This window comes from uncultured Litoreibacter sp., from assembly GCF_947501785.1.
Classification (GTDB): Bacteria; Pseudomonadota; Alphaproteobacteria; order Rhodobacterales; family Rhodobacteraceae; genus Litoreibacter.
The window spans coordinates 3,075,291-3,099,099 of sequence record NZ_CANMXB010000001.1 but is presented as its reverse complement, the minus strand read 5'-3'; the positions used below and the strand labels follow the sequence as shown (position 1 = coordinate 3,099,099).

Sequence of the window (23,809 nt, the reverse complement as noted above, 5' to 3'; positions counted from 1 at the left end):
CGTTTTCGATCAGCCTTGCGAGTGGGGACGGTTGCAGTAAAACTCTTCCCCATGAGCGCAACAATCACCCTGCCTGACGAGGACGCAACGTTTCGCATGGCCGACTGTGTTGCGGATAACGCGGCGGCGGGTCTGACCGTCCTTCTCGACGGCCCGGTTGGCGCAGGAAAGACCACGTTGGCGCGTCGTGTCATTCAGACCCTGCAGGCCCGTGAGGGAAAGGCAGAAGAAGTTCCCTCGCCAACCTTTACCATCGTGCAAACTTACGCCGCCGGGTCGCTCGAAATCTGGCATGCCGACCTGTACCGCCTGACCAGCACGTCCGAGCTATTCGAACTTGGCCTGGAGGCCGCGTTCGACCAATCCTTCTGCCTTGTCGAATGGCCGGACCGGCTGGGTGACACCACGCCCCCGGCGCTGCGGGTGACGCTGTCCTATGGCGGTTCGGATACGTCCCGCAATTGCAGGCTCGAAGCCGATGGCCCGCTGGCCCAAAATCTGCAAACCACCCTTTTGAAGGCTTTCGCACCATGACCGCGGAGCGTGAACAGCACCTGCAGGCATTCCTGAAAATGGCAGGCTGGGCGGACGCACAACGAATTGTTCTGGCCGGTGACGCATCAAACCGCCGATATGACCGTCTGCGGCACCCCGACCTGGGCAAAGCCGTACTGATGGATGCGCCACCCGAGAAGGGCGAAGACACACGCCCCTTTATCAATATCGCGACCCATTTGCGTCAGGCAGGCCTTAGCGCGCCTGAGATCTTCGCACGGGACACCACCAACGGCTTTCTCATCATCGAAGATTTGGGCGATGATCTCTTTGCGAGGGTTCTGGAGAAAAACCCCGGTCCAGAGCTGCAGCTTTACCTCGCTGCCACGGATGCGCTTTACACGGCGCAGCAGGCTGAGCCGCCGGCGAACCTGCTGCCCTACGGCCCCAAAGAGATGGCGGATACCGCGCTGCTGGCTGCTGACTGGTACCTGACATATGCCGCCGAAAATCCGCCGGACATTCGGGAAGAATTCCACCTTCGCATCGCCGATCATTTACACAGCGCTCTCATCGGCCCGCCTGTGCTGGTGCAACGGGACTACCATGCCGAAAACCTGCTTTGGCTACCAGATCGCGACGGAGACCGCCGGGTCGGATTGTTGGACTTTCAGGACGCGATGATGGGCGACGCAGCCTATGATTTGGCCTCGCTTCTGAAGGATGCGCGCCGCGATGTGGACCCTTCGGTACAACATCAATGCATCGAACATTTCATCGGGGTTTCGCAATCCGACAAGCAACAGTTCGGGGCGCGCTATGCGGTCTGCAGCGCGCAGCGCAATCTGCGTATCATTGGCGTCTTTACCCGGCTCTGCGTGCGTGACGGCAAAGGCCACTACCCTGACATGTTGCCGCGCGTTTGGCGCAACCTTATGGACGACCTCACCCATCCTGACCTCGCTGAATTCGGGCAATGGGTACGGCAAGTCCTTCCCGCGCCAACCCCTGACATTGTCGCGCGGATCAAGGCCGCCAATGCCTGAGTCAGCCAACGATATTTTGATCTTCGGCGCCGGATTCGGCACCCGTATGGCGCCCCTGACTGAGACCACGCCAAAACCGTTGATCGAGGTTGCCGGCGCGCCGCTGATCGACCACGCGATCGGGTTGGCACGCGACCTGGCTTTGAACATCCACGTCAACGCGCATTATCTGGCGGATCAGATGGTCGCCCATTTACCACCCACGATTACAACGCATGTTGAATACCCCGACATTCTGGACACCGGTGGCGGCCTGAAATCCGCCCTGCCGAAGATGCACGGTGAGGCCGTTGTGACGTTGAATTCGGACGCGGTGTGGTCCGGCCCAAACCCGCTTGGCATATTGTTGGACGCTTGGCGCGACGACATGTCGGCCTTGCTGCTGTTGGTTCCGGTAGAACAGACGGTCGGATATGCCCGCAAAGGCAATTTTATCCTTGGCCAAGATGGGTCACTTTCGCGCAGTCCCGACGGTCAGGTCTACACCGGCGCGCAAATCATTCGTCGAGATGTTGTGGCGGCACATCCCGGGCGCGTGTTCTCGCTGAACGCCGTTTGGGACAGGCTGCTTGGGGAAGGCAAAGTTGCGGGCGTTACATACCCCGGACGATGGGCCGATGTTGGGACGCCGTCAGGCATCCCGCTGGCCGAAGCGATGCTGAATGTTTGACCCCAGCAAGACAGCGCGTGTTTTCGGAATGCCACCGGGTGTAGATTTTCCGCGCGCGCTTGTCTGTGGGCTTATCACGCGGTTCCAATCCCGCCCGCCGGAGGATCTGGCGCGCGTTCATCTGTATATGAACACGGCACGTATGAAGCGGCGTGTCGGCCAGCTATTTGCGGAGCACGGGGCAATGCTTCTGCCTCGCTTGCACCTCATAACCGACCTGTCGCGCGATCCGCACCTTGATTTGCCACCCGCCACCGATGGCCTAGTCCGAAGGCTGGAGCTTGCCCAGTTGGTGCGCAAACTGATCGAGACCGAAGAGACGCTCGCCGCGCGCGACATGGCCTTTGATTTGGCCGATAGCCTGGCCACTTTGCTGGAAGAGATGCAGGGTGAGGGCGTTAGTATCGAACAAATTCTTGCTCTCGATGTGGCCCAGCACTCGGACCACTGGAAGCGCAGCCTGACGTTTATCGAACTTGTCCGAAGGTTCCTCGACCCTGAGGCTGAGCTGGATACCGAAGGGCGGCAGCGCGCTGTGGTGGAGGCGCTCGCTTCGTCGTGGGACGCCAACCCGCCCGAACACCCGATCATCGTTGCAGGCTCCACCGGGTCCCGCGGCACGACGCGCGCCTTCATGCGCGCCGTGTCTCGTCTGCCGCAAGGCGCGCTTGTGCTACCTGGCTTCGATTTTGATATGCCCGGCAAGATTTGGGCAAAACTTGGCGCCACCGGCACAGGTCCGGCGGCTGAGGATCACCCACAGTTTCGCTACCACCGGTTGATGGAAGAGCTGTCTGTGACGAAAGATGATATCGCCAGCTGGGCCCCCGGCGCTTCCTTGCCAAGTCAATCTCGCAACCAGCTTGTGTCGCTGGCACTTCGCCCCGCCCCCGTCACCGATGCGTGGCTGGATGACGGCCCGGATTTGCTGCCTCTGACACATGCCACCGAAGCCCTTACATTGGTGGAAGCGCCAACCCAACGCGTCGAAACTCTGGCGATTGCGATGCGGCTACGAAAGGCGGCGCAAGAGGGCACGACAGCGGCGTTGATCACAACCGATCAGACCCTGACGCGCCGGGTGACGGCCGCATTGTCCGCTTGGCACATCACCCCCAATGACAGCGCCGGCGCGCGGCTGGACCTGTCGCCGCCCGGAAGGCTATTGCGCCAAACCGCTGCGATGATCGGGCAGGACGTAACGCCGGACCGGATGCTGGCGTTGTTGAAACACCCGCTGGTCTACGCCGACAATCGCAGTGCCCATCAGGGGCGTGTCCGGCATCTGGAAATGAAAGTGCTGCGCGGCGGCCCGCCAGCTTTGACACAGCAACACAGCCAGAACTGGGCGGAAGAGCGCGAGGCCGAAGACCCCGGGACCGTGGCCTGGCATGATTGGCTGTGGTCCTGCATCGCGCCATTGGCATCCCAGCGCGCGCAACCGCTGTGCGATCTCGTTGCGCTGCATCAGCAGGTCGCCGAACGGCTCACCCAAGGGCCAGACGACGGCACGCCCCATCTGTGGTTGAAAACGGCCGGGGAAACCGCACAAGCCGTGTTCGCCAAACTGGCCAAGGCCAGCGGCGTAGCCGGTCACTACACCGCCACGGAATACAGCGACCTCGTCAGCGCCTTGCTGTCCAAGGAAGAAGTCCGGGACCCGTTTTTCACCCATGCCAACATCATGATTTGGGGAACGTTGGAGGCCCGCGTTCAGGGGGCGGAGCTTGTCATCCTCGCCGGGCTTAATGACGGCACCTGGCCAGCAATGCCCAACCCTGACCCTTGGCTGAACCGAGATATGCGCGGGCAGGCCGGACTTTACCTGCCCGAAAGCCGCATCGGACTGTCGGCGCATGACTTCCAGCAAGCCATTGCCGCGCCCGAAGTCTGGTTGACCCGTTCCGTGCGCGACGCCGAGGCTGAAACGGTACAGTCCCGCTGGCTGAACCGCCTCCAAAACCTGATGACCGGATTGCCAGGCGACGGTCCAAAGGCGTTCGAGAACATGAGGAGCCGCGGCAAGGAGTGGGTTGACCTCGCGCAGGCCTATGACACCCCGCGCCTGAAACTGCCCAAGGCCGCCCGCCCTTCGCCACAGCCACCTGTTGATCACCGCCCAAAGAACCTTTGGGTGACTCACATCGAGACGTTGATCCGCGACCCATACGCGGTCTATGCGCGCCACATCCTCAAGCTAAGGCCATTGAAGCCCCTGCACGCCGAGGCCGACGCCGCGCTGCGCGGCGACGTCATCCACAAGGTCCTGCAGGCGTTTATTGCGGAGCACAAATCCGCGCTGCCCGAAGATGCCGCCGACAGGCTGCTAGAAAGGGCCGACGAGTTTTTGCATCGCCATGTGGCCTGGCCTGCGACCCGCGCCTTTTGGCGGGCCAAGCTGGCGCGGGCCGTGCCCTGGTTCATTCAATCCGAACAGGCGCGCCGCAAACTCGCAAAACCAGACGCGTTCGAGGCGGATGGCACCCGCACAATCGACAACCTTGGTTTCACTTTGAATGGACGGGCCGACCGGATCGACCGCGACCCATCCGGCGCGCTGGTGCTGTATGACTACAAAACCGGTACCCTTCCCACCAAGCCAATGCAGGAACACTTCAATAAGCAGCTGCCGTTATTGGCCGCCCTGCAATACGAGGGCTTTCCAGATGCCACGGTTGCGCAGGTCAGCTATGTTGGACTGGGGGCCTCGCCTGAAGAGATTGCTCAGCAGCTGACGCCCGACGAAGTCGCGAAAGTCTGGTCAGAGCTGGAAGCTCTGATCTCTGCCTACATGGACCCGGAAAAAGGTTACCCGTCGCGCCGCGCAGTGCATGAAAACCGCTGGGATCAGGACTACGACACCTTGGCCCGGTATGGCGAATGGGACATCACCGAGGATCCGATGCCAAGGCGGGTAGGACGATGACCGACGACGCAACCCGCGCCCAGATTGACGCGTCTTTGCCAAACCGCTCGACATGGCTGTCGGCGAATGCGGGGTCCGGCAAAACCCGCGTGCTGACGGATCGTGTGGCGCTATTGCTGCTGCAAGGCATCATGCCGCAGCGCATCCTGTGCCTGACCTACACCAAAGCCGCCGCATCCGAGATGCAGAACCGATTGTTCAAGCGTCTCGGGGAATGGGCAATGATGCCGGACGAGACCCTCAAAGTCAGCCTCATGGCGCTTGGTGTGAGCCCGGGTAAGATCAACTCCGAGCAACTCCGCAACGCGCGACGGCTGTTTGCCAAAGCGATCGAAACGCCGGGTGGATTGAAAATCCAAACCATCCACTCCTTCTGCGCATCGCTCCTGCGCCGTTTCCCATTGGAGGCTCAGGTTACACCCGCCTTCACCGAGATGGACGACCGCGCCGCCAAACTGCTGCGCGCAGATGTGCTGGACCAGATGGCCAACGACATGCCGGAGGTTGTGCAGGGCTTGGCGCAACACTTCACCGGCGAAGATCCCGACGCCCTGTTGGCCGAAATCACGCGCAATGCCGAAGCGTTTGCCAAACCGGTTAGCGAGACAGAATTACGCGCGCTTTTTGCATTGCCGGTTGGCACCACCAGTCAAACCATCCTGGACGGTGTATTCAACGGCGACGAGGCCCGGTTGATCGCAGACATGCTCCCGTTCCTGGATGCTGGCGGAGCGACTGACACCAAACTCGCCCAGGGACTACGCCAACTGAACTTGGACGCGCCAGACCTGTCGAGTGTTGCCGCGCTGGAACCCATTTGTCTGACCGGTGCAAAAACAAAGGAGCCGTACAGCGTCAAATCTACGCCCCCGACCAAATCCGTCGCCGCTGACATGGGGCCACTTAAAGACGCGTTCGACGCGCTCAAATCCCGCGTGGCCGATGTGCGCGAGGCGCGCCTTGCCCTTCTCTCCTTTCAACGCACTGCTACGTTGCACGCCTTCGCAACGCCGTTCTTGTCAAAGCTGGCCGCCGCGAAGCAGCAGCGTGGCAGCCTGGACTTCGACGACTTGATCCAGAAAGCCCGCCAGCTGCTGACCAACGAATATGTGGCCTCGTGGGTGCTGTTCCGCCTCGACGGCGGCATCGACCACATTTTGGTGGATGAGGCACAGGACACGTCGCCGGCGCAATGGGACGTGATCCGGCTGCTTGCTCAGGAATTCACATCCGGCCAAGGCGCGCGACCGGAGCCGCGGACGATCTTTGTGGTCGGCGACAAGAAGCAATCAATCTACTCGTTCCAAGGCGCGGATCCGGCAGAATTTGATCGAATGCGACGCTATTTCGAGGAGAAGCTCTCAGCGATTGCGGCACCGTTTGCATCCCGCGAGCTTCTGTATTCTTTCCGCTCCGCCGCGCCGATCCTGAAGCTTGTCGATCACGTCTTCACCGAAACTTTGCGAGGGGGGATGGGCGACGCGCTGGAGCACAAAGCGTTCAAGACGGAATTGCCCGGACGCGTGGATCTTTGGGACTGGATCGAAAGCGGGGATAAGGAAGAGGACAAGGCATGGTTTGACCCTGTTGATACCGTTGGCTCCGACCACCATTCCGTCCAGTTGGCGGAGCTGATTGCGCGTCAAATCCAGCATCAAATCATGCATGGGCAGATCACCGAAATCCAGCATCGTGACGGGATGGAAGAAGCGATCACCCGTCCCATCCGTGCCAAGGATTTCCTTATTCTGGTGCAGTCGCGATCCGCTCAGGCCGGCCTCTTCCACGAAATTATCCGAGCCTGCAAAACGCTGGGTCTGCCAATGGCCGGCGCGGACCGCCTGCGTGTTGGGGGAGAGCTTGGTGTGCGGGATCTCATCTCGCTCTTGTCCTTCCTTGAAACGCCGCAGGACGATTTGGCGCTTGCCGAAATCATCCGATCCCCGCTGGGAAATCTCAGCGAGGAAGACCTGTACTCGCTTGCCCATGGCCGCGACGGCCTCCTTTGGACCCAGCTAAACGCCCGCTCAGCCGAGTTTCCAGACATCTATGCCATGCTGGATGACCTGCTCAACCAGGCTGATTTCATGCGCCCCTACGACCTGCTGGAGCGGGCACTGACCTATCATCACGGCCGCGAACGGCTGCTATCTCGCCTGGGCGTCGAGGCGGAGGAAGGCATAGCGGCACTGCTGGATCAGGCCCTGACCTACGAGCGGTCTGAGGCACCGACATTGACCGGATTTCTAACCTGGCTTGCGACGGATGACGTCACGATCAAGCGGCAAATGGACAGCGAAGGCGACTTCATCCGCGTCATGACCGTGCATGGGGCCAAGGGGCTGGAAGCGCCAATCGTCATTTTGCCTCAAACCGGAACGACCAAGAATGACGTCCGCGACGACATTCTTGACGCAGGCGGCGCCGCGATTTGGAAAGCCCGTGCGACCGAAGCCACGCGCGCGCAAACCGACCTGACCGACGCCAAGAAGACCTTGCAGCAGCAGGAACGCATGCGGCTGCTCTATGTGGCGTTGACCCGTGCCGAGAGCTGGCTGATCGTTTGCGGGTCTGGGGACGTCCCGAAGAAAGGCGACACCTGGTACGAGATTGTCGAGAACGGATTGACCCGGGCGGGGGCTGTTCCAGGTTTGGAGGATACCAAGCTGCGACTTGCTCATCTCGATTGGCCCGCCGACACCACGACGCGGAGCCCGCAAGCGCAAGAGGAGCCCGCCCCCTTGCCGCGCTGGGCCACCGAGCCTTTGCCCGCACCAATCAACACGCCTGCAGCACTTTCCCCCTCCAACCTTGGAGGCGCGAAGGTTCTGCCCGGCATCCCGGACACCCTTTCGGAGGAGGACGCAAAAGCCCGCGGGACGGCGATACATTTGTTGCTGGAGCACCTCGCGAATGCCCCCAAATCGGAGCGCATCCGGCGGGCTGAGATGGTACTGCGCGGTTACGACAATCCGCTGGGGGAGGACCTGTTGGCCGTTGCAAACAAGGTGCTCGACGCGCCCCACTTGCAATTTCTGTTTGATGGCAGCGCCCTGGCGGAGGTTGACGTGACTGCAACTCTGCCTGAGTTGGAGGGGCGCCAAATCAATGGCGCCATCGACCGGTTGGTCATCACCGATGACACCGTTCTGGCCGTTGATTTCAAGTCCAACCGACATGTCCCGGCGACCCCGGAACAGACGCCTGACGGGCTGCTCAGGCAGATGGGCGCGTATGCGGCGGCGTTGGGGCAGATTTATCCAAATCGTCAGGTTGAGACGGCGATTGTGTGGACGGAAACAGCAGAATTAATGCGCTTACCACACGACATCGTGAGTGCAGCACTGCTGTGCACCACCAAACCTTGACGACTCTGCTATGCATCCATACGTTCTGGCATCTGACATATGCACTCACACCCCGGAGGGAATTACATGGCCACAGTAGCCGTAACAGACGACACTTTTGACGCCGAAGTCCGCCAAGCGGATGTGCCTGTTATCGTTGACTTTTGGGCGGAATGGTGTGGCCCGTGCAAGCAGATCGGCCCCGCTCTGGAAGAGCTTTCGGCGGAGTATGACGGCAAGGTCAAGATCGTCAAAGTGAACGTGGACGAGAACCCGAACTCCCCTGCCCAGATGGGTGTGCGCGGTATTCCGGCGTTGTTCATGTTCAAGGATGGCGAGGTGGTTTCCAACAAGGTTGGGGCTGCTCCGAAGGCGGCACTGGCAGGCTGGATCGACGAGACAATCGCCTAGTTTGGGACAATTTGGGACAAAAGTTTTTGCTCAAAAACCCAAAATGTACAAAACCCCGCGGCACAGGCAGCGGGGTTTTTTTTGACCGAAATGCTACAGGGTCCAAGCAACCTGGTTGTAGCACCACCAAAAGTATTGGAGGGTCGAGCCATTGTTAAGAGATTGCGCGATGGACGGCGGCCATGCAGAATTTGATGCAGGATTTGGATTGGTACGAACTGCATCCACACCCCAATGCGCGACCCAGACAGCCGGGCGAGCACGACCCTGAGAACGACCCGATCTATAGCTTGTTGTTCAACCGAACCCAGACCTGTTTCGCGGTCTTGGACGCAGCAAGAGTGCCCAACCTGGTGGAGCAACTTGAACAAAGTGAGCTTGAGCATCGATGCTTGTTCGTCGGGCAAGCGGAAGATGATTTGAACGAAGTTGCGCCATGGCTTGTTCGGCTGGAACCAGAGAACAGATTTACAGAAAACCTGTTGACGGACGGCCCCAACCCGGCGCCGTGGCATCTTTGGGGATATGAGCCTGGTGTATTCGTGCAATCATCTCTCAGCTTCGATGAAGTTTGGCGTCATCTACGCAAATTTACACAAGCTCCTGACCAACGCGGTCAGAATTTCTTTGTCAGGTTTTGGGACCCCGACTTCATCCTTACCTATTTGAAGCGCCCCGAAGCACCGGAAACACCCCTCATACGCAGCCTGTTCAGGCCGCTCATTATTGACCACTTCATCGCCTTCAATGTGTTTGACGAAGTGGTCCGAGTAAGCTTTCACGCGGACCGACGCGATTGGAAGGTGCCTCCAACTCCTAGCTTTGACACTCATCTGGTGGATCTCATTGGAACCGAACTTGCGAACCGACGCACTGCCCGAAATTTTGCGAGGGATTACCCCGCTATTCTGGACGATGTGCCCATGGCTGAAATTCGAGATCGGATTGCCAATGCCCGCAGCATTTCGCGCAGGATAGGCATTGACGGTCAGGGTATGCTGGGCACATTTATTTTGCTGGATGTCGTCTACGCGCCAGGGTTTTGGCGCGGACAAGATTTCGGCCACTATTGGAAAACGAATAAACTTGAACCAAACGCTCGCTTCAAAGCCTATCTTGATGTTTTGAAAGCGGAACTCGCAAAACAGGTTCCCGACTTTAAGGCTTGGTGGTAAAAATGCCGGCGATCTTATTACTCCCCCTCGTCAGCGGTGCCGTGCTTTTGGCCGGAGCGGCGATTTACACAATTCAAAACTCCCCTGGTGGCACACTGCGCCCCGGCACACGCACACCGCTTCAACCTGCGCCTGCTGGTCCATTGGATTTTGAAGGGCTGGCTGGCGGTTCTGACACCATCGACCCCCTGACAGAAACTGGCGAGGTTTATTCCTACGATAGCACCTCAGAGTCGCAAATTCGCGACCTGCAGAATGCAATGGCCGCCGAAGCCGAGACAACCTGCGAGTATTGCGCTCCTTGTGGTTTTCTTGCTGGCAAAGTGGTGAACGCGTCTTTCCCGTTTATCCCCGCCATGGATTACCAGCATCGCGTCTCCACAATGATGGGAGGCGGCGCACCGGTGTTGAATTTTTACCCCGAAATGCCAAGAATCGAAGAATGGTCAATAGCCGGGTCCCGCATGGACGGTTTCAATTCAGCGCTTTGCTTTCTCATCGAAGCGAAGATGGGTTACGGCAGGTATTTGGGGGAAAGCCCAATATCCGTCCCCGGACCGGGCGGAGAGCCAATAAACATTCTGCCCATCCTCGAGGAAGCTGTCGCAGTCGGGCGCATGGCGGCGGTGTCCACGCAGATGCGCAATCACAATACGCTGGCGCAAGGGTTTCCACTTCGCCCGGGAAGCCAGTATTTCTGGCACCACGTTTTCTGGTTCTGTAGCAACATCAAGTTGAAGCTCTATTGTTTTTCTTATGCGCGTATTAGCTTTCTGACCCGGCTTCGGGTCTTTCATATGCCGGTTAGCGCCTTGCCCCCCAGCATTTGGAGAACCTAATGATTGATGAAATCCTTGAAATCACCTGTTGGTTTCAACGGCCCGGCCCGTTCTTGTCGGATGCAGATCATGTCGTTGGGTTCCAACGCCTTTCCCAAGACCTTACGGAGGTGGCTCCGGGCCTGAAAGGACTGGCATTCAAAACGGACCAGGACGCTTCGCCCGTTCCCATAGATGACCCCGCATTGCCAAATACCGTGACCGATTTCTTTGAGCAGTTTCAAAAGGACCACCCTGACGATGAACTGTCCAAGTTTGTTTCTGGTAGCAAACCGTTCCTGGGGCCGGATGGGAAGGTCATCTGGCCATACCGCATCATGTACATGTGGGACGGGCTTCCCAACCATGATTGGCTGCGGATCGAGTGGCCGCTCAACTTCTCCGAAACGCGCATAACTGCCGAGTTGGTTGCAGACTTGGTGGGCATTCTGACCAGCTGGCGCACGGCCTCGTTGGTGAGTGCCGCGCCCTATGCGCTAAAAATTGCGGGTAAACGGTTCCCGGAATATCACAGCTCCGGCTTTGGGATTTGGTTGCCCAGCCTTCCAACCGGGATGGACATTGACGAGACCCATTTTGATCGGTTCATCAATGATGGCCGGCTCATCATGACCGCACCTGCTATGTTCAACCTCGCCGATGCGACCGCCGTGGAACGGCTCTTGAGAATTGACACACAGCTGATTGAGGCTGCGGCCCTGCCAAGCCTGGAGCAGTACCCTCCCCAACTATAGGGGCGTCCCCCAAGACGTACCGGGCTCATCGCTTATTGGGCGGCATAGGAAAGGCCCGGACCATTTCTGGTCCGGGCCCGTTGTTCAAGGCTGATAAGTGAGGGAAGTGACTCAGCCCTTGGAGAACTCTGGGTAGGCCTCCATGCCCAGCTCGGACGTATCGAGACCGTTGATCTCGTCTTCTTCCGAGACCCGGATGCCCATTGTGGATTTCAAGATGAACCACAGCAGGCCAGAGGCGACCACCGTGAACACCCCAACCACCAGGATCGAGTAGAGCTGCACACCCAGCGACGCGTCGCCGTTGGTGAAGGTCACCGCGATGGTGCCCCAGATACCGGCGAACAGGTGCACCGGAATGGCGCCGACCACATCGTCGATTTTCAGCTTGTCGAGGAACGGCACCGCGAAGACCACGATCACACCGCCCACTGCACCGATCAGCGTGGCCACGCCCAGCGACGGGGTCAGCGGCTCAGCCGTGATGGAGACCAGACCGGCCAGCGCGCCGTTCAGCACCATGGTGAGGTCCGGCTTCTTGTACAGCACCTGCGTCAGGATCAGCGCCGTGATGGCCCCGCCAGCCGCCGCCGTGTTGGTGTTGGCGAAGATGCGGGAGATGTCGGCCACGTTGCCAGCGGTATCCATGTACAGCTGCGAGCCCCCGTTGAACCCGAACCAGCCGAGCCACAGGATGAACGTACCCAAAGTCGCCAGCGTCAGGTTGGAACCCGGCATCGGGAAGACCTTGCCGTCTTTGTACTTGCCCAGCCGTGGCCCGAGGATGATCGCGCCGGTCAAAGCCGCCCAGCCACCCACGGAGTGCACCACGGTGGAGCCCGCAAAGTCGAGGAAGCCCATGCCGTCCAGGAAGCCGCCGCCCCATTTCCAGGACGCCTGGATCGGGTAGATGACGGAAGTCAGCACGACCGTGAAGATCAGGAACGGCCACAGCTTGATACGCTCGGCCACGGCACCCGACACGATGGACGCGGTCGCGGCGCAGAACATCAGCTGGAAGAAGAAGTCCGACCCGACGGAGGCGTAGGTCAGATCGGGCTCCGCGCCCTCAAGGCCAACGGGTTCCATCGCTGCAGGTGCGAAGGCCCCGATGATGCCTTCCATAGTCCAGCCGTCGCCGGGGTACATCAGGTTGTAGCCGATCAGGTAATAGAAGATGGAGGCCAAGGAAAACAGGCCCATGTTCTTGGTCAGCTGCATGGTGACGTTCTTGGACCGCACCAGACCGGCTTCCAGCATGGAGAAGCCCGCCGCCATCCAGAAGACCAGAAAGCCCGCGACCAGGAACATGAAGGTGGTGAAGATAAAGCCGATATCCGCGTTGGTCGGCGTGGTGTCCGCCTCCTGCGCGAAGCCTAGTGTCGGCAGCAGGGCTGCGACAGAGGCGGCGGTGAGAAGTGTTTTGATGTTCATTTTACTCGTTCCCATCTTGCGCGCTCAAAGCGCCTCGTCATTGGTTTCGCCGGTCCGCACGCGCACCGCTTGGCTCACGTCGAGCACGAAGATTTTGCCGTCGCCGATCTTGTCGGTCTTGGCCGTGGTGGTGATGGTCTCGACCACTTGGTCGGCCATGGCGGCGGCGACCACGATTTCGAGCTTCACTTTCGGCACGAAATTCACGGCGTATTCGGCACCGCGGTAGATTTCGGTATGACCGGACTGAGAGCCGAAGCCCTTGATCTCGGTGACCATCATCCCGCGCACGCCGATGGAGGTCAGCGCTTCGCGGACCTCTTCGAGCTTGAATGGTTTGATTGCAGCAATGATTAGTTTCACTGTTTTTTCCCTCTTCCGGATCCCGTCTGGCGGGCGATAACGGAACAAACAGCGCTGCAGCTGCAGCATTCAACGAGTCGGAGCGGGAAAATGGGCTGAAAACCGGCCCTGTCACACAAAATTTGCACAAATTTTAGTCAATGCTCAAATATTGAGCAGATGATGTTTCGAATGTGAGCGAGTTTCTCTCTACATTCGCGGCCAACCTCCCTATATCTAGAATGAAAAGAAAATAGCCATTCATAGAGCAGGTCAGAATGAGCAACACGGGCAAACGTAAGCCATTGGTGGCCGAAAAGCGCTATACGAAGGCAGCGCCCAAAAAGGCGGCCAAACCAGCCAAGCGAAAAACCAAGCGCCGCAGCAAACCCAAGAAGAAAATGGGATTGCTGGGCTATCTTTTTGCGCCGTTCAAATTCCTGTTCCGCCTGATCTGGAAACTGACATGGCGCATTGCCGCCATTGCCATCCTGCTGCTGGGCGGCGCTGTCGCCTACACCTACACCACATTGCCCGAGCTGGAGGCCTTGCTGGACGGGCGCACCCGTGGGTCGGTCACGCTGCTGGATCGCGAAGGCGTGGTTTTCGCGCGGCGCGGCGACCAGTTCGGCGGGCCTGTGAGCGCGCAGAATGTGGCCCCCGCCCTGAAAAACGCGGTCGTCGCGGCTGAGGATAAACGGTTCTACCGCCATCTGGGCGTCAGCCCGCGCGGCATCGCGTCCGCCATGCGCATCAATATGCGCGAAGGGCGCAAACCCTGGCAGGGGCATGGCGGGTCCACGATCACACAGCAAACAGCGAAGCTGCTTTGCCTTGGCGTACAATTTGATCCGGCCAAATGGAGCTCTGAGGCCAAGTACGAGGCAGATTGCCGCCGCACCACGCTCGCCCGGAAAGGGAAAGAAGCGCTGTTCGCCCTCGCCATGGAGGCCAAATACACAAAGGATGAAATCCTTTCGATCTACATGAACCGCGCCTATCTGGGTGGCGGCGCGCGCGGGTTTGAAGCGGCCTCGCAGAATTATTTCGGCAAGCCCGCGATCAACGTGAATATCCCCGAGGCCGCGATGCTGGCAGGCGTCTTGCCCGCGCCATCCCGTTACGCGCCCACCGGCAACCTGCAACGGGCCCGCGACCGCGCCGCGACCGTGCTGCGACTGATGCGCGAACAGGGCTACATCACCTCCGCCGAAGAAGCGGCCGCCAATGCTGCCCCTGCCGGCCTATCCAAAGCCGCCGCCGCCCGCGCGGGCGGGTTCTTCGTGGATTGGGTGATGGACAGCGCGCCATCTTTTCTGACCCGCGACACGACCGAAGACGTGATCATCAAATCCACCTTCGACAACCGCCTGCAGACCGCCGCCGAGGACGCGCTGGAATTTGTGTTCGAGACCAAGGTCAGCGCCGGATCGAAGGCGGAAGCCGCGATTGTGGTGATGTCGTCTGACGGCGCGGTGCGCGCCATGGTCGGGGGCCGCGAAAAGGTCACCGGCGGCTTCAACCGCGCGACAGAGGCGAAGCGGCAGACCGGGTCTGCCTTCAAGCCGTTCGTTTACGCCGCCGCAATGGATCTGGGCTTTCAATACGATTCAACCGTGGTGGACGAGCCGTTCACGATCAACATTCCCGGCTCAGGGGCGTACTCGCCCAAGAACTACTCCCGCGACTTCAAGGGCATGATGACCCTGACCGACGCGCTGCGCCAATCGATCAACACCGTCGCCGTCAAAGTGTCGGAGGCCGTGGGTCGCGACAACGTGCGCGACGTGGCAACGCGGTTTGGCATCGACAACGCGCTTGCCGACGGCCCGGCTTTGGCCTTGGGCGCGTCGGAAAGCACGTTGCTGGAGATGACCGGCGCCTATGCCGGCATTCTGAATGGCGGCAACGCGGTGACGCCTTACGGGCTGACCGAATTGCGCCTGAAAGGTGATGATGCGCCGCTCATGGGCAAGGAAGGTGGTATTGGGGAGCGAGTGATTACCCCCCAAGCCGCCGAGCAGCTGATCTACATGATGCGCCGCGTCGTCACCGACGGCACCGGCACCCGCGCGCGGCTGGACGACCGCGAGGTTGCGGGCAAGACCGGCACCACCAGCGCGGCCAAGGACGCGTGGTTCATCGGGTTTACGTCTGACTATGTGGTGGGGGTGTGGATGGGGTATGACGACAACACCCCGTTGAAGGGCGTGACCGGCGGCGGCCTGCCTGCCGACATATGGCGCGAAACGGTCGCGCGGGCGACAGCGGGGACACCGGTTACACCGCTGCCGATGATCCGCCCCGCCAAACCGCCGCGCGTGCAACCTGTGCAACCGCAACAGCAGCAGACCACGACCGCCCAAAGTCCCCGCCAACCGCAGCGCCAACAACGGCGTCAAACCACCGAGGACGTGATCCTAGATGTTCTGGGCAAGATTTTCGGGAATTAGGGCCTAGCCCGCCTTCTTCAGGTCAGCGGTCAGCCGCGCAATGCTGCCGCCACGACGGTCCAGCATCGCGCCGATCTCCGCACGCTCCGAGGTCAGCGTGTTGACGCCCTCAATGATGATGTTGAAGATCTTCGCCTTGCCGCTGCGGTCCGAGACCAGCCAATTCACCTTGAACGGCGCAGAGCCGCGCAGCTTGGCGGTGGACAGCACCTCGATGTTGCTTTTGGACTTACGCGACCCGCTGACGATGATCTGCCCGCCCACAAACTCGTTGAACCGGCGGCCGTATTTGCGGGTAAAATACCCGCGGAACGCTTTGACGTAGGCGTTGACCTCCGCCTTGGACGCCGTGCGACGCGCCGCCCCCAGCGTGGTCAGCGCGATGATGTTCACATCCGCGTACCGCGCGAAAACCCGTTCGAAATCGGCGATCATCGCGCTCTGCGACTTGCCGGAGGCGATGATCTTGTTGATGTCGCCCACCGCGGCATTGACCAGCTGCTCCGCCTGAGGGCCGGACAGCGCCGCCGCCGGGGACGCGCCGATTGCGGCTGTCGCTGCGAGACCCGCCAGAAACAGGCGGCGATCGGGGAGGTTATTCAAGGCCATAGACATCCTCATACGGGTCGACATCGTCAAGTTGGGTTTCGCCGGTCAGCGCGAAGCGCCGGTTCTGCAGGTAAAGCAGCCGCGCCTGCGCGTAGCTGTCCTCGCTCTCATATAGCACGGAATCCACCAGGTCGCGGAATTGGTAGCGGTCGCCGAACCGCGCCAGCACGGTCGAGCCGGTGGCCGCGGCGCGGTCCTGCCCCTCAAGCACAAAGTTCAGCGGGTTGGTCAGCGTGTCGACCACCCTGCCCGCCGCTTGCCGCGAGGTGCTGGGCCCCAGAATGGGCAGCTCCAGATAGGTGCCCTCCTTGACGCCCCAGACATGCAGCGTTTCGCCAAAGTCGCTGGGGTCGCGCGCGATGCCGGCCTCGGTGGCCACATCCAGCAGCCCGGCAAAGCCAAAGGTCGAATTCACCAGGAAGCGGAAGGTGTTGGCGCCCGCCTCCTCGATCCGGAATTGCAGCAGGTTGTTGAGAACGGTGCTAGGCAGGCTGAGGTTGGACGCGACATTGCTGACGCCCTTGCGCAGCGGGCCGGGCGCCGACTTGCCGTAGGCGTTGGAAATGGGGCGGACAATCGCGCGGTCCAACGACCGGTTTATCTTGTGGGTCTTGCGGTTGGTCGCCTCATACGGATCGGCGAAGCCCACCCCAACCGGCGCGGGCGTGCACCCGGCCAAGGCGACGCCGGCCAGAAGGAGCACCGCCAAAGCGCCCGGTTTTGCTTTCATCACAGGGAGATAACGCAATTTCCCATCCAATTTTGTTCAAGTTTGCGACTAAGACTTGGTATTTATCCAGACTTGGCCCTGCGCGCCAGAAGTTCAAGACACGATCTGATAATGATTTGGCGATAGGTGTTTGCGCGGCACAAGCACCATGGTAACCTCCCGCTCAAAACAAAAAGCGCGCTAAGGGCATACACACGTGAGACAGGACGCACTGCACTCTGGACGGGCAGAATTAGGAGCCGCGCGGCGTGAAAGCCGCCACCTGTTCTGGGCCGCCTTCATCTTCAGCATCTTCGTTAATTTGTTGATGCTGACAGGCCCATTATACATGTTGCAGGTCTATGATCGGGTGCTTGGAAGCCGGTCGGAGGAAACGCTGATCGCGCTGTCGATCCTTGTGGCATTTCTGTACGGCATGATGGGGCTTTTGGACTACGCCCGCGGCCGCGTTCTGGCCCGTGTCGGCGCGCGTTTCCAGGACAGGCTGGACCGGCGCGTCTTCACTGCAATGTTACGCAAATCGAACCTCGCGCCCAACGCCGCGGACACCAAGTCCGGGCTGCGCGACCTGGAATCGGTGCAGGGCCTGCTGTCTTCGCCTGCGTTGCTGGCCCTGTTTGACATGCCATGGACCCCGGTCTTTCTGGCCGCGATCTTCATTTTCCACCCCTGGCTGGGATACCTTGCCGTCGCGGGCGGCGGGCTGCTGATCCTTCTGACGGTTTTGAACCAGCGCATCACCCGCCAACCGCAACTGGATGCGAGCATCAATTCGGTGCAGGCGCACCGTCTGAGCGACGAGATCATGGACGAGACCGAGATCGTGCAGGGTCTGGGCATGCGCAAGGCCAGCTTTGACCGCTGGCAAAAGGTGCGCGAAGTGGCGCTGCGCAGCTCGCTTGTAAAAAGCGACCGCGCGGGCTCCATTACCGCGCTGACGAAAACCCTGCGCCTGTTTTTGCAATCTGCCATGTTGGGGCTGGGTGCATATCTGGTGCTGCAGAACCAGATGACCGCGGGTGCGATGATCGCGGGCTCCATCCTGCTGGGCCGGGCGCTTGCACCGATCGAACTTGCGGTCGGGCAATGGTCGCTTGTGCAACGCGCCCACCTTGGCTGGCAAAGCCTGACCGCGCTGCTTTCGGAAGTCGCCGAGTTGCCGGAGCGGACCCCCTTGCCAAAACCTGCGGCAAAGCTGGTGGCAGAGCAGGTGACCATCATCCCGCCGGGCGAAAAGCAGGCGACATTGCGCATGCTGTCCTTTGACCTGCAACCGGGCCAGGCCATGGGCGTCATCGGCCCATCGGGGGCCGGAAAATCCACCCTCGCCCGCGCGCTGACCGGCGTTTGGCCAACGGCTGGCGGCAAAATTCGGCTGGATGGCGCGGCGATTGACCAATACGACCCTGACGTTTTGGGTGACCACATCGGGTATCTGCCGCAAAAGGTGTCGCTGTTTGACGGCACAATCGGCGAAAACATCGCCCGGCTCGACCCCAACGCCAAGCCCGAGGACATTATCGACGCCGCCAAGAAGGCGGCCGCGCATGAGCTGATTTTGAAGCAGCCTCAAGGCTATGACACGCCGGTCTCGGCCGCACGTGGCCGACTGTCCGGCGGGGAATTGCAGCGCATCGGGTTGGCCCGCGCCCTGTTCGGCCAGCCCTCCATCCTGGTGCTGGATGAGCCCAACGCCAACCTGGACAATGACGGGTCAAACGCCCTGAACACCGCCATTCGCACGATGAAGCAAGATGGCAGGTCAGTGATCATCATGGCGCACCGGCCATCGGCCATTCGTGAATGCGAAACCCTGCTGGTGCTTGACGGCGGCATGCGCCGCGCCTTCGGCCCCCGCGACGAAGTGCTGAAAAGCACCGTGCAAAACCACGCAACCATCGCCAAAAAACCTGGACCGGGAGGCATGACATGACCGGCGAAAAATGGCCCGCCACCTTTCCGGTGATGCTTGGCAGCCTGGCGCTGATCATTTTGGTCGCGGGGTTTGGCAGCTGGGGCGTGATGGCCAATATCGCCGGCGCAATCATCGCGACCGGCAAGATCGAAGTCGACCAGAACCGTCAGGTCGTGCAACACCCTGACGGCGGCGTTGTGGCCACTGTCCAGGTCAGCGAAGGGCAGCGCGTCGAGAAGGGGCAAACGCTGATCACCCTGGAAGCCACGCAACTGCGGTCGCAACTGATCATTGCCGAAGGGCAACTGTTTGAAATTCTCGCCCGCATCAGCCGCCTTGAGGCGGAGCGGGACGGCACAGACGCATTGGCCGTCGACCCGCTTTTGGCGACGACAGCGCAGAACCGCCCGCAGCTGCAGAACCTCATCGACGGGCAGGAACGCCTGTTCCGCACCCGGTTAGAGGCGCGCGACCAGGCCGTCGAGCAACTGGAAAAACGCAAAGCCCAGATCGCCAATCAGGTGGACGGCATCCGCGCCCAGCAAGACGCGCTGAGCCAGCAGCTTGACCTTCTTGAAAGCGAAGTAACGGCGCAACAGGACCTGCTGGACAAAGGGCTGGCGCAGGCCAGCCGCGTGTTGGCCCTGCGCCGCGAAGACGCCCGCCTGCGCGGCCAGCTTGGTGAACTGACCGCCGCTGACGCCGAGAGCGAAGGCCGCATCACCGAGATTGACCTTGAGATATTGCGCCTCAAGACCCAGCGCGAAGAAGAGGCGATCACCCAGCTGCGCGACATGCAGTACCGCGAATTCGAACTGCGCGAAGACCGGCTGAATTTGCTGGAACGCCTGTCCCGGCTGGAGATCACCGCGCCGGTCTCGGGCCTTGTGTTCGGGCTGACCGTCTTCGCCGAACGCGCCGTGATCCGGCCCGCCGACCCGTTGTTGTTCATCGTCCCGCAAGACCGCCCGCTGCTGATTACCGGCGAAATTGATCCGCTCAACATCGACGAGGTGTTTCTCAATCAGGACGTCACGCTGCGGTTCTCCACCTTTGACGCGCGCAACACGCCCGAGGTTTTCGGCAAGGTCACCAACATATCCGGCGACGTTTTCACCAGAGAGTCGAACGGCCAGAGCTATTACCGGATCGAAATGGCCCTGAACGAGGGCGAGATTGCCCGCCTTGGCGATGTGGCGCTGGTGCCCGGCATGCCGGTGGACGCGTTCATTCAAACCGACGAACGCTCCCCGATTGCGTATCTGGTCAAACCACTGGCAGATTATTTCAACCGCGCCTTCCGCGAGACCTGACATCGCGGTTGCCCGCGCCGGTCGCCACGGCTAGCCTTCCGCCAACACCCACACTCAGGCGGAGGCCACCGACATGCCCGGAACTTTTGAAACCAAACTTGCCGATCTTGGGATCACCCTGGCGGACGCCCCGCCGCCCGCCGCCAATTACGTGCCGTCGGTGCAGGTCGGCAACCTGCTGTTCGTGTCGGGCCAGATCTCCAACGGGCCGGACGGGTTTATCACCGGCGTGCTGGGCGACGATATGAGCGTCGAGGACGGCGCCGCCGCCGCGCGGACCTGCGGGATCAGCCTGCTGGCTCAGGTCAAAGCGGCCTGCGGCGGCGATTTGGACCGGCTGGAGCGGGTGGTCAAGCTGACCGGTTTTGTGAACTCCACCAAGGATTTTGGTGACCAGCCCGCGGTGGTCAACGGCTGCTCCGACTTTCTGGTGGAGGCGCTAGGAGATGCGGGCCGTCATTCAAGGTCCGCCGTCAGCGCGGGCGCGCTGCCCTTTGGCGTGGCCGTGGAGATCGAAGGCATCTTCCAGATCAAACCGTGACGCTTCCGCCCAGCTTCTTCGCCAAGCCGATCACCCACCGGGGCCTGCATGACCGCGCGCGCGGGATCGTGGAAAATTCGCGCGACGCGTTTGAAGCGGCGATTGCGCAAGGCTTCGGCATTGAATGCGACCTGCAGCTGTCAGCCGACAACGAGGCGATGGTGTTTCACGACTACGACATGGCGCGGCTGACCGGCCTGCCCGGCCCGATCCAGCAGCGCGACGCCGCGACACTGGCCAAGACCCGGCTGACGGACAGCGCCAACACGATTGAGACACTGCCCGCGATACTCGACTTGGTGGCGGGGCGTGTGCCGTTGCTGATCGAGCTGAAAGACCAGGACGGCGCAATGGGGCCGAATATCGGCCAATTGGAAACCCGCACCGCCGCCGCATTGAAGGACTATCAGGGCGATGTGGCCGTGATGTCCTTCAACCCGCATAGCACCGCGCGCATGGCGGAGCTGCTGCCGGACGTTCCGCGCGGCATTGTGACCAGCAGCTACGATTATGCCGACTGGCCGCTGCCCAAGGATACGTGCGACCGCCTGCGCGGCATTCCGGACTACAAGCGCACAAAGGCCAATTTCATCTCACATCAGGTGGATGACCTGACCCGCGACCGCGTGGCCGAGCTGAAGGCACAAGGCTCGCGAATTTTGTGCTGGACGGTGCGGTCGCAGGCGCAGGCCGACGAGGCGCTGAAAGTGGCGGAAAATATCACGTTCGAAGGCTTCCTTCCGGCTTGACCCAAGCGCCCCCCACCCCATCTGTCAGGTGATGCAACCCGCGATGCCCCCGAGATGACCGAGACCGAAATAGAGATAACCGTGCTGGGGTCGTTGGCTGAGCTGACCCCGCAGGAATGGGACGCATGCGCCTGCCCGGAGGACACCGACGGCAGGCCCGAAGACCCGTTCACCACCTACCGATTTCTGCGGGCGTTAGAGACATCGGGATCGGTGGGCCAAGGCACCGGCTGGCAGCCGCAATATCTGATCGCACGCGCGGGGGGGCAAGTGATCGCGACCGCGCCGCTTTACCTCAAAGGTCACAGCCAGGGCGAGTACATTTTCGATTACAATTGGGCGCATGCCTATGAAAACGCGGGCGGGCGGTACTACCCGAAACTGCAATCGTCCGTGCCGTTCACACCAGCCACCGGCAGGCGGTTCCTGACGCGGCCCGGATGGGAGGAGACCGGCATAGCCGCGCTGACGCAGGGGGCCGTGCAACTGGCCGCCAACAATCAACTGTCCTCGATCCATGTGACGTTCTGCACCGAGGCAGAGGCGGACGCCGGCGCACAGATGGGGCTGATGCGCCGCGCCAGCCAACAGTTTCATTGGCACAACGGGGGCTACACAACCTTTGACGATTTCCTCGCCTCGCTATCGGCGCGCAAACGCAAGAACATCCGCAAGGAGCGCAAACAGGCAAACGCGTTTGGTGGCGAAATTCTGTGCCTGACCGGCGACCAGATCGAGCCCGAGCATTGGGACGCGTTTTGGGTCTTTTACCAAGACACCGGCGCCCGCAAATGGGGCACCCCCTATCTGACGCGGTCCTTCTTTGACGAGATGCAGATGAGCATGCGCGATGACATGCTGCTTGTGCTGGCCCAACTGGATGGCCGGTATGTCGCGGGCGCGCTGAATTTCATCGGGCGCAACACCCTTTATGGCCGCTATTGGGGCTGCCGCGAAGACCACCCCGCACTGCATTTCGAACTGTGCTATTACCGCGCGATAGACTTCGCGATTGCACACGGGCTTTCGACGGTTGAGGCCGGGGCGCAGGGCAGCCACAAACTGGCGCGGGGCTACCTGCCAGTGGAAACCCACTCGCTGCATTGGATGCGGGATGAGGGTTTCCGGGACGCCGTGGGCCGGTTTCTGGAGGCCGAGCGCGAGGCCATCAACGAAGAGATTGAGGTGCTGACGGAGTACGGCCCCTTCAAGAAAACACAAGGAGATGACCATGACTGACACTACCGATTTGGAACAAAACGGCTGGACAAGGTCTGAGGACGGAAAGGCCATCGAAAAGACCTTCAAGTTCGGGAACTTTGTGGAAGCGTTCGGCTTCATGACCAGGGCCGCCATCCACGCAGAAAAGATGAACCACCACCCTGAGTGGTTCAACGTCTACAACCGGGTGGAGGTGCGCCTAACGACCCACGATACGGGGGGCATCTCGCCACTGGACGTCAAACTTGGCGGCGTTATGGACAAGCTGGCGGGCTGATATGAAAAAGGCGACTCTGACAGAGCCGCCTTTCTCAATTCAATGGGGTCGCGCCTAGATCGAGGCCAGCAGCGCCTCCCCGCCGGAGGTTTCGCAGACGCCCGGACTTTCCTCGGCCTGCAGCACCTTGACGACGCCGTCTTCGGCATAAAGCGCATATCGCTTGGACCGGCCGTGAAGCCCCGCAGGTGGCGCGTCAAACGCCATTCCGATGGCGTTGGTCAGCTCGGACGCGGCGTCGCCCAGGAAGGTCAGGCCCGCGTCGGCTGCACCTGTGCTTTCGCCCCATGCGGCCATCACAAACGGGTCGTTGACCGACACGCAAATGATCTCGTCCACGCCTTTGGCGTCGAAATCGCCCTTGGTGCGCATAAAGCTGGGCACATGCGCCGAGGTGCAGGTGCCGGTATAGGCGCCGGGCAGCCCGAAGATCACGACCTTGCGGCCTTTGGTCAGGCTGGACAGCGATACGCCCTCCGGGCCTTCAGCGCCCATGCGCAGCAGGTTGGCATCTGGCAGTGTGTCGCCCACAGAAATTGTCATGACGGTTCTTTCCCTGATTGAGTTTGTCTTCGGGATGAA

Annotated in this window: 21 protein-coding genes; 16 read left to right on the top strand and 5 right to left on the bottom strand. The window is 60.8% G+C overall.

Annotation, left to right across the window (positions count from 1 at the left end; translation table 11 throughout):
- Nucleotides 1-51 precede the first annotated feature (51 nt).
- The 9 genes from tsaE to Q0899_RS15285 all read left to right on the top strand — a co-directional run bounded on the left by tsaE (nucleotide 52) and on the right by Q0899_RS15285 (nucleotide 11,643).
- Entirely contained in the window at nucleotides 52-534 is a 483-nt protein-coding gene (tsaE, locus tag Q0899_RS15325) for a tRNA (adenosine(37)-N6)-threonylcarbamoyltransferase complex ATPase subunit type 1 TsaE (protein ID WP_298295459.1), read from the top strand.
- The gene (locus Q0899_RS15320) at nucleotides 531-1,541 is read left to right on the top strand and encodes a phosphotransferase (RefSeq protein ID WP_298295457.1); all 1,011 of its coding nucleotides are present in this window, start codon (nucleotides 531-533) and stop codon (nucleotides 1,539-1,541) included. Before tsaE ends, Q0899_RS15320 begins: the two co-directional genes overlap by 4 nt.
- Nucleotides 1,534-2,211 (top strand): nucleotidyltransferase family protein, encoded by a 678-nt coding sequence (locus Q0899_RS15315; RefSeq protein WP_299193912.1) that lies wholly within the window; start codon nucleotides 1,534-1,536, stop codon nucleotides 2,209-2,211. Before Q0899_RS15320 ends, Q0899_RS15315 begins: the two co-directional genes overlap by 8 nt.
- Nucleotides 2,204-5,137, top strand: a complete 2,934-nt coding sequence (gene addB / locus Q0899_RS15310) for a double-strand break repair protein AddB (protein WP_299193910.1) — start codon at nucleotides 2,204-2,206, stop codon at nucleotides 5,135-5,137. Before Q0899_RS15315 ends, addB begins: the two co-directional genes overlap by 8 nt.
- A complete protein-coding gene (addA, locus tag Q0899_RS15305) occupies nucleotides 5,134-8,505 on the top strand; it encodes a double-strand break repair helicase AddA (RefSeq protein ID WP_299193908.1) in 3,372 nt (1,123 codons plus the stop codon). Before addB ends, addA begins: the two co-directional genes overlap by 4 nt.
- Nucleotides 8,506-8,571: 66 nt before the next feature.
- Nucleotides 8,572-8,895, top strand: coding sequence for a thioredoxin (gene trxA, locus Q0899_RS15300; RefSeq protein ID WP_298295449.1), 324 nt, complete (start codon nucleotides 8,572-8,574; stop codon nucleotides 8,893-8,895).
- Nucleotides 8,896-9,077: 182 nt separating this feature from the next.
- The gene (locus tag Q0899_RS15295; RefSeq protein WP_299193906.1) at nucleotides 9,078-10,070 is read left to right on the top strand and encodes a DUF4123 domain-containing protein; all 993 of its coding nucleotides are present in this window, start codon (nucleotides 9,078-9,080) and stop codon (nucleotides 10,068-10,070) included.
- A 2-nt stretch (nucleotides 10,071-10,072) separates the two neighbouring features.
- A complete protein-coding gene (locus tag Q0899_RS15290) occupies nucleotides 10,073-10,909 on the top strand; it encodes a Tox-REase-5 domain-containing protein (protein WP_299193904.1) in 837 nt (278 codons plus the stop codon).
- Entirely contained in the window at nucleotides 10,909-11,643 is a 735-nt protein-coding gene (locus Q0899_RS15285) for a hypothetical protein (RefSeq protein WP_299193902.1), read from the top strand. The genes Q0899_RS15290 and Q0899_RS15285 overlap by 1 nt, the downstream gene beginning before the upstream one ends.
- A gap of 111 nt (nucleotides 11,644-11,754) precedes the next feature.
- On the opposite strand, the gene Q0899_RS15280 is transcribed toward Q0899_RS15285, so the two are convergent.
- Both Q0899_RS15280 and Q0899_RS15275 read right to left on the bottom strand, forming a co-directional pair.
- Nucleotides 11,755-13,077, bottom strand: a complete 1,323-nt coding sequence (locus Q0899_RS15280) for an ammonium transporter (RefSeq protein ID WP_298295443.1) — start codon at nucleotides 13,075-13,077, stop codon at nucleotides 11,755-11,757.
- 24 nt (nucleotides 13,078-13,101) lie between these two features.
- A complete protein-coding gene (locus Q0899_RS15275; RefSeq protein WP_298295441.1) occupies nucleotides 13,102-13,440 on the bottom strand; it encodes a P-II family nitrogen regulator in 339 nt (112 codons plus the stop codon).
- A gap of 257 nt (nucleotides 13,441-13,697) precedes the next feature.
- Here Q0899_RS15275 and Q0899_RS15270 point away from each other — a divergent pair, with 257 nt between their 5' ends.
- Entirely contained in the window at nucleotides 13,698-15,872 is a 2,175-nt protein-coding gene (locus Q0899_RS15270) for a transglycosylase domain-containing protein (RefSeq protein ID WP_299193899.1), read from the top strand.
- Between the two features lie 3 nt (nucleotides 15,873-15,875).
- Here Q0899_RS15270 and Q0899_RS15265 read toward each other — a convergent pair whose 3' ends face one another.
- Together Q0899_RS15265 and Q0899_RS15260 are read right to left on the bottom strand one after the other, a co-directional pair.
- Nucleotides 15,876-16,481, bottom strand: a complete 606-nt coding sequence (locus Q0899_RS15265) for a phospholipid-binding protein MlaC (RefSeq protein ID WP_299193897.1) — start codon at nucleotides 16,479-16,481, stop codon at nucleotides 15,876-15,878.
- Entirely contained in the window at nucleotides 16,468-17,229 is a 762-nt protein-coding gene (locus tag Q0899_RS15260) for a VacJ family lipoprotein (RefSeq protein ID WP_298361520.1), read from the bottom strand. Before Q0899_RS15260 ends, Q0899_RS15265 begins: the two co-directional genes overlap by 14 nt.
- Before the next feature lie 178 nt (nucleotides 17,230-17,407).
- Between Q0899_RS15260 and Q0899_RS15255 the strand changes: the two genes are divergently transcribed.
- From Q0899_RS15255 to Q0899_RS15230, 6 genes are all read left to right on the top strand, one after another.
- The gene (locus Q0899_RS15255; RefSeq protein ID WP_298295435.1) at nucleotides 17,408-19,144 is read left to right on the top strand and encodes a type I secretion system permease/ATPase; all 1,737 of its coding nucleotides are present in this window, start codon (nucleotides 17,408-17,410) and stop codon (nucleotides 19,142-19,144) included.
- On the top strand, nucleotides 19,141-20,439 hold the full coding sequence (locus tag Q0899_RS15250) for an HlyD family type I secretion periplasmic adaptor subunit (protein ID WP_299193894.1): 1,299 nt from the start codon (nucleotides 19,141-19,143) through the stop codon (nucleotides 20,437-20,439). The genes Q0899_RS15255 and Q0899_RS15250 overlap by 4 nt, the downstream gene beginning before the upstream one ends.
- Nucleotides 20,440-20,512: 73 nt before the next feature.
- Nucleotides 20,513-20,980, top strand: a complete 468-nt coding sequence (locus tag Q0899_RS15245; RefSeq protein WP_298361516.1) for a RidA family protein — start codon at nucleotides 20,513-20,515, stop codon at nucleotides 20,978-20,980.
- Complete coding sequence (locus tag Q0899_RS15240) at nucleotides 20,977-21,729, top strand: glycerophosphodiester phosphodiesterase family protein (protein ID WP_298361514.1); 753 nt, start codon at nucleotides 20,977-20,979, stop codon at nucleotides 21,727-21,729. Before Q0899_RS15245 ends, Q0899_RS15240 begins: the two co-directional genes overlap by 4 nt.
- 54 nt (nucleotides 21,730-21,783) lie before the next feature.
- Nucleotides 21,784-22,968, top strand: a complete 1,185-nt coding sequence (locus Q0899_RS15235) for a GNAT family N-acetyltransferase (RefSeq protein ID WP_299193892.1) — start codon at nucleotides 21,784-21,786, stop codon at nucleotides 22,966-22,968.
- Nucleotides 22,961-23,227, top strand: coding sequence for a 4a-hydroxytetrahydrobiopterin dehydratase (locus tag Q0899_RS15230; RefSeq protein WP_298295427.1), 267 nt, complete (start codon nucleotides 22,961-22,963; stop codon nucleotides 23,225-23,227). Before Q0899_RS15235 ends, Q0899_RS15230 begins: the two co-directional genes overlap by 8 nt.
- Before the next feature lie 54 nt (nucleotides 23,228-23,281).
- On the opposite strand, the gene Q0899_RS15225 is transcribed toward Q0899_RS15230, so the two are convergent.
- On the bottom strand, nucleotides 23,282-23,770 hold the full coding sequence (locus Q0899_RS15225) for a peroxiredoxin (protein WP_298361510.1): 489 nt from the start codon (nucleotides 23,768-23,770) through the stop codon (nucleotides 23,282-23,284).
- Nucleotides 23,771-23,809 lie beyond the last annotated feature (39 nt).

Excerpts from the sequence above, each read along its gene's own strand:
- tsaE (WP_298295459.1), top strand. The coding sequence starts at position 52 with ATGAGCGCAACAATCACCCTGCCTGACGAGGACGCAACGTTTCGCATG.
- addA (WP_299193908.1), top strand. The coding sequence starts at position 5,134 with ATGACCGACGACGCAACCCGCGCCCAGATTGACGCGTCTTTGCCAAAC.
- Q0899_RS15230 (WP_298295427.1), top strand. The coding sequence starts at position 22,961 with ATGACTGACACTACCGATTTGGAACAAAACGGCTGGACAAGGTCTGAG.
- Q0899_RS15245 (WP_298361516.1), top strand. The coding sequence starts at position 20,513 with ATGCCCGGAACTTTTGAAACCAAACTTGCCGATCTTGGGATCACCCTG.
- Q0899_RS15270 (WP_299193899.1), top strand. The coding sequence starts at position 13,698 with ATGAGCAACACGGGCAAACGTAAGCCATTGGTGGCCGAAAAGCGCTAT.
- Q0899_RS15250 (WP_299193894.1), top strand. The coding sequence starts at position 19,141 with ATGACCGGCGAAAAATGGCCCGCCACCTTTCCGGTGATGCTTGGCAGC.
- addB (WP_299193910.1), top strand. The coding sequence starts at position 2,204 with ATGTTTGACCCCAGCAAGACAGCGCGTGTTTTCGGAATGCCACCGGGT.
- Q0899_RS15295 (WP_299193906.1), top strand. The coding sequence starts at position 9,078 with ATGCAGAATTTGATGCAGGATTTGGATTGGTACGAACTGCATCCACAC.
- Q0899_RS15285 (WP_299193902.1), top strand. The coding sequence starts at position 10,909 with ATGATTGATGAAATCCTTGAAATCACCTGTTGGTTTCAACGGCCCGGC.
- Q0899_RS15235 (WP_299193892.1), top strand. The coding sequence starts at position 21,784 with ATGACCGAGACCGAAATAGAGATAACCGTGCTGGGGTCGTTGGCTGAG.
- Q0899_RS15280 (WP_298295443.1), bottom strand. The coding sequence starts at position 13,077 with ATGAACATCAAAACACTTCTCACCGCCGCCTCTGTCGCAGCCCTGCTG.
- Q0899_RS15225 (WP_298361510.1), bottom strand. The coding sequence starts at position 23,770 with ATGACAATTTCTGTGGGCGACACACTGCCAGATGCCAACCTGCTGCGC.
- Q0899_RS15290 (WP_299193904.1), top strand. The coding sequence starts at position 10,073 with ATGCCGGCGATCTTATTACTCCCCCTCGTCAGCGGTGCCGTGCTTTTG.
- Q0899_RS15315 (WP_299193912.1), top strand. The coding sequence starts at position 1,534 with ATGCCTGAGTCAGCCAACGATATTTTGATCTTCGGCGCCGGATTCGGC.
- Q0899_RS15265 (WP_299193897.1), bottom strand. The coding sequence starts at position 16,481 with ATGGCCTTGAATAACCTCCCCGATCGCCGCCTGTTTCTGGCGGGTCTC.
- Q0899_RS15320 (WP_298295457.1), top strand. The coding sequence starts at position 531 with ATGACCGCGGAGCGTGAACAGCACCTGCAGGCATTCCTGAAAATGGCA.
- trxA (WP_298295449.1), top strand. The coding sequence starts at position 8,572 with ATGGCCACAGTAGCCGTAACAGACGACACTTTTGACGCCGAAGTCCGC.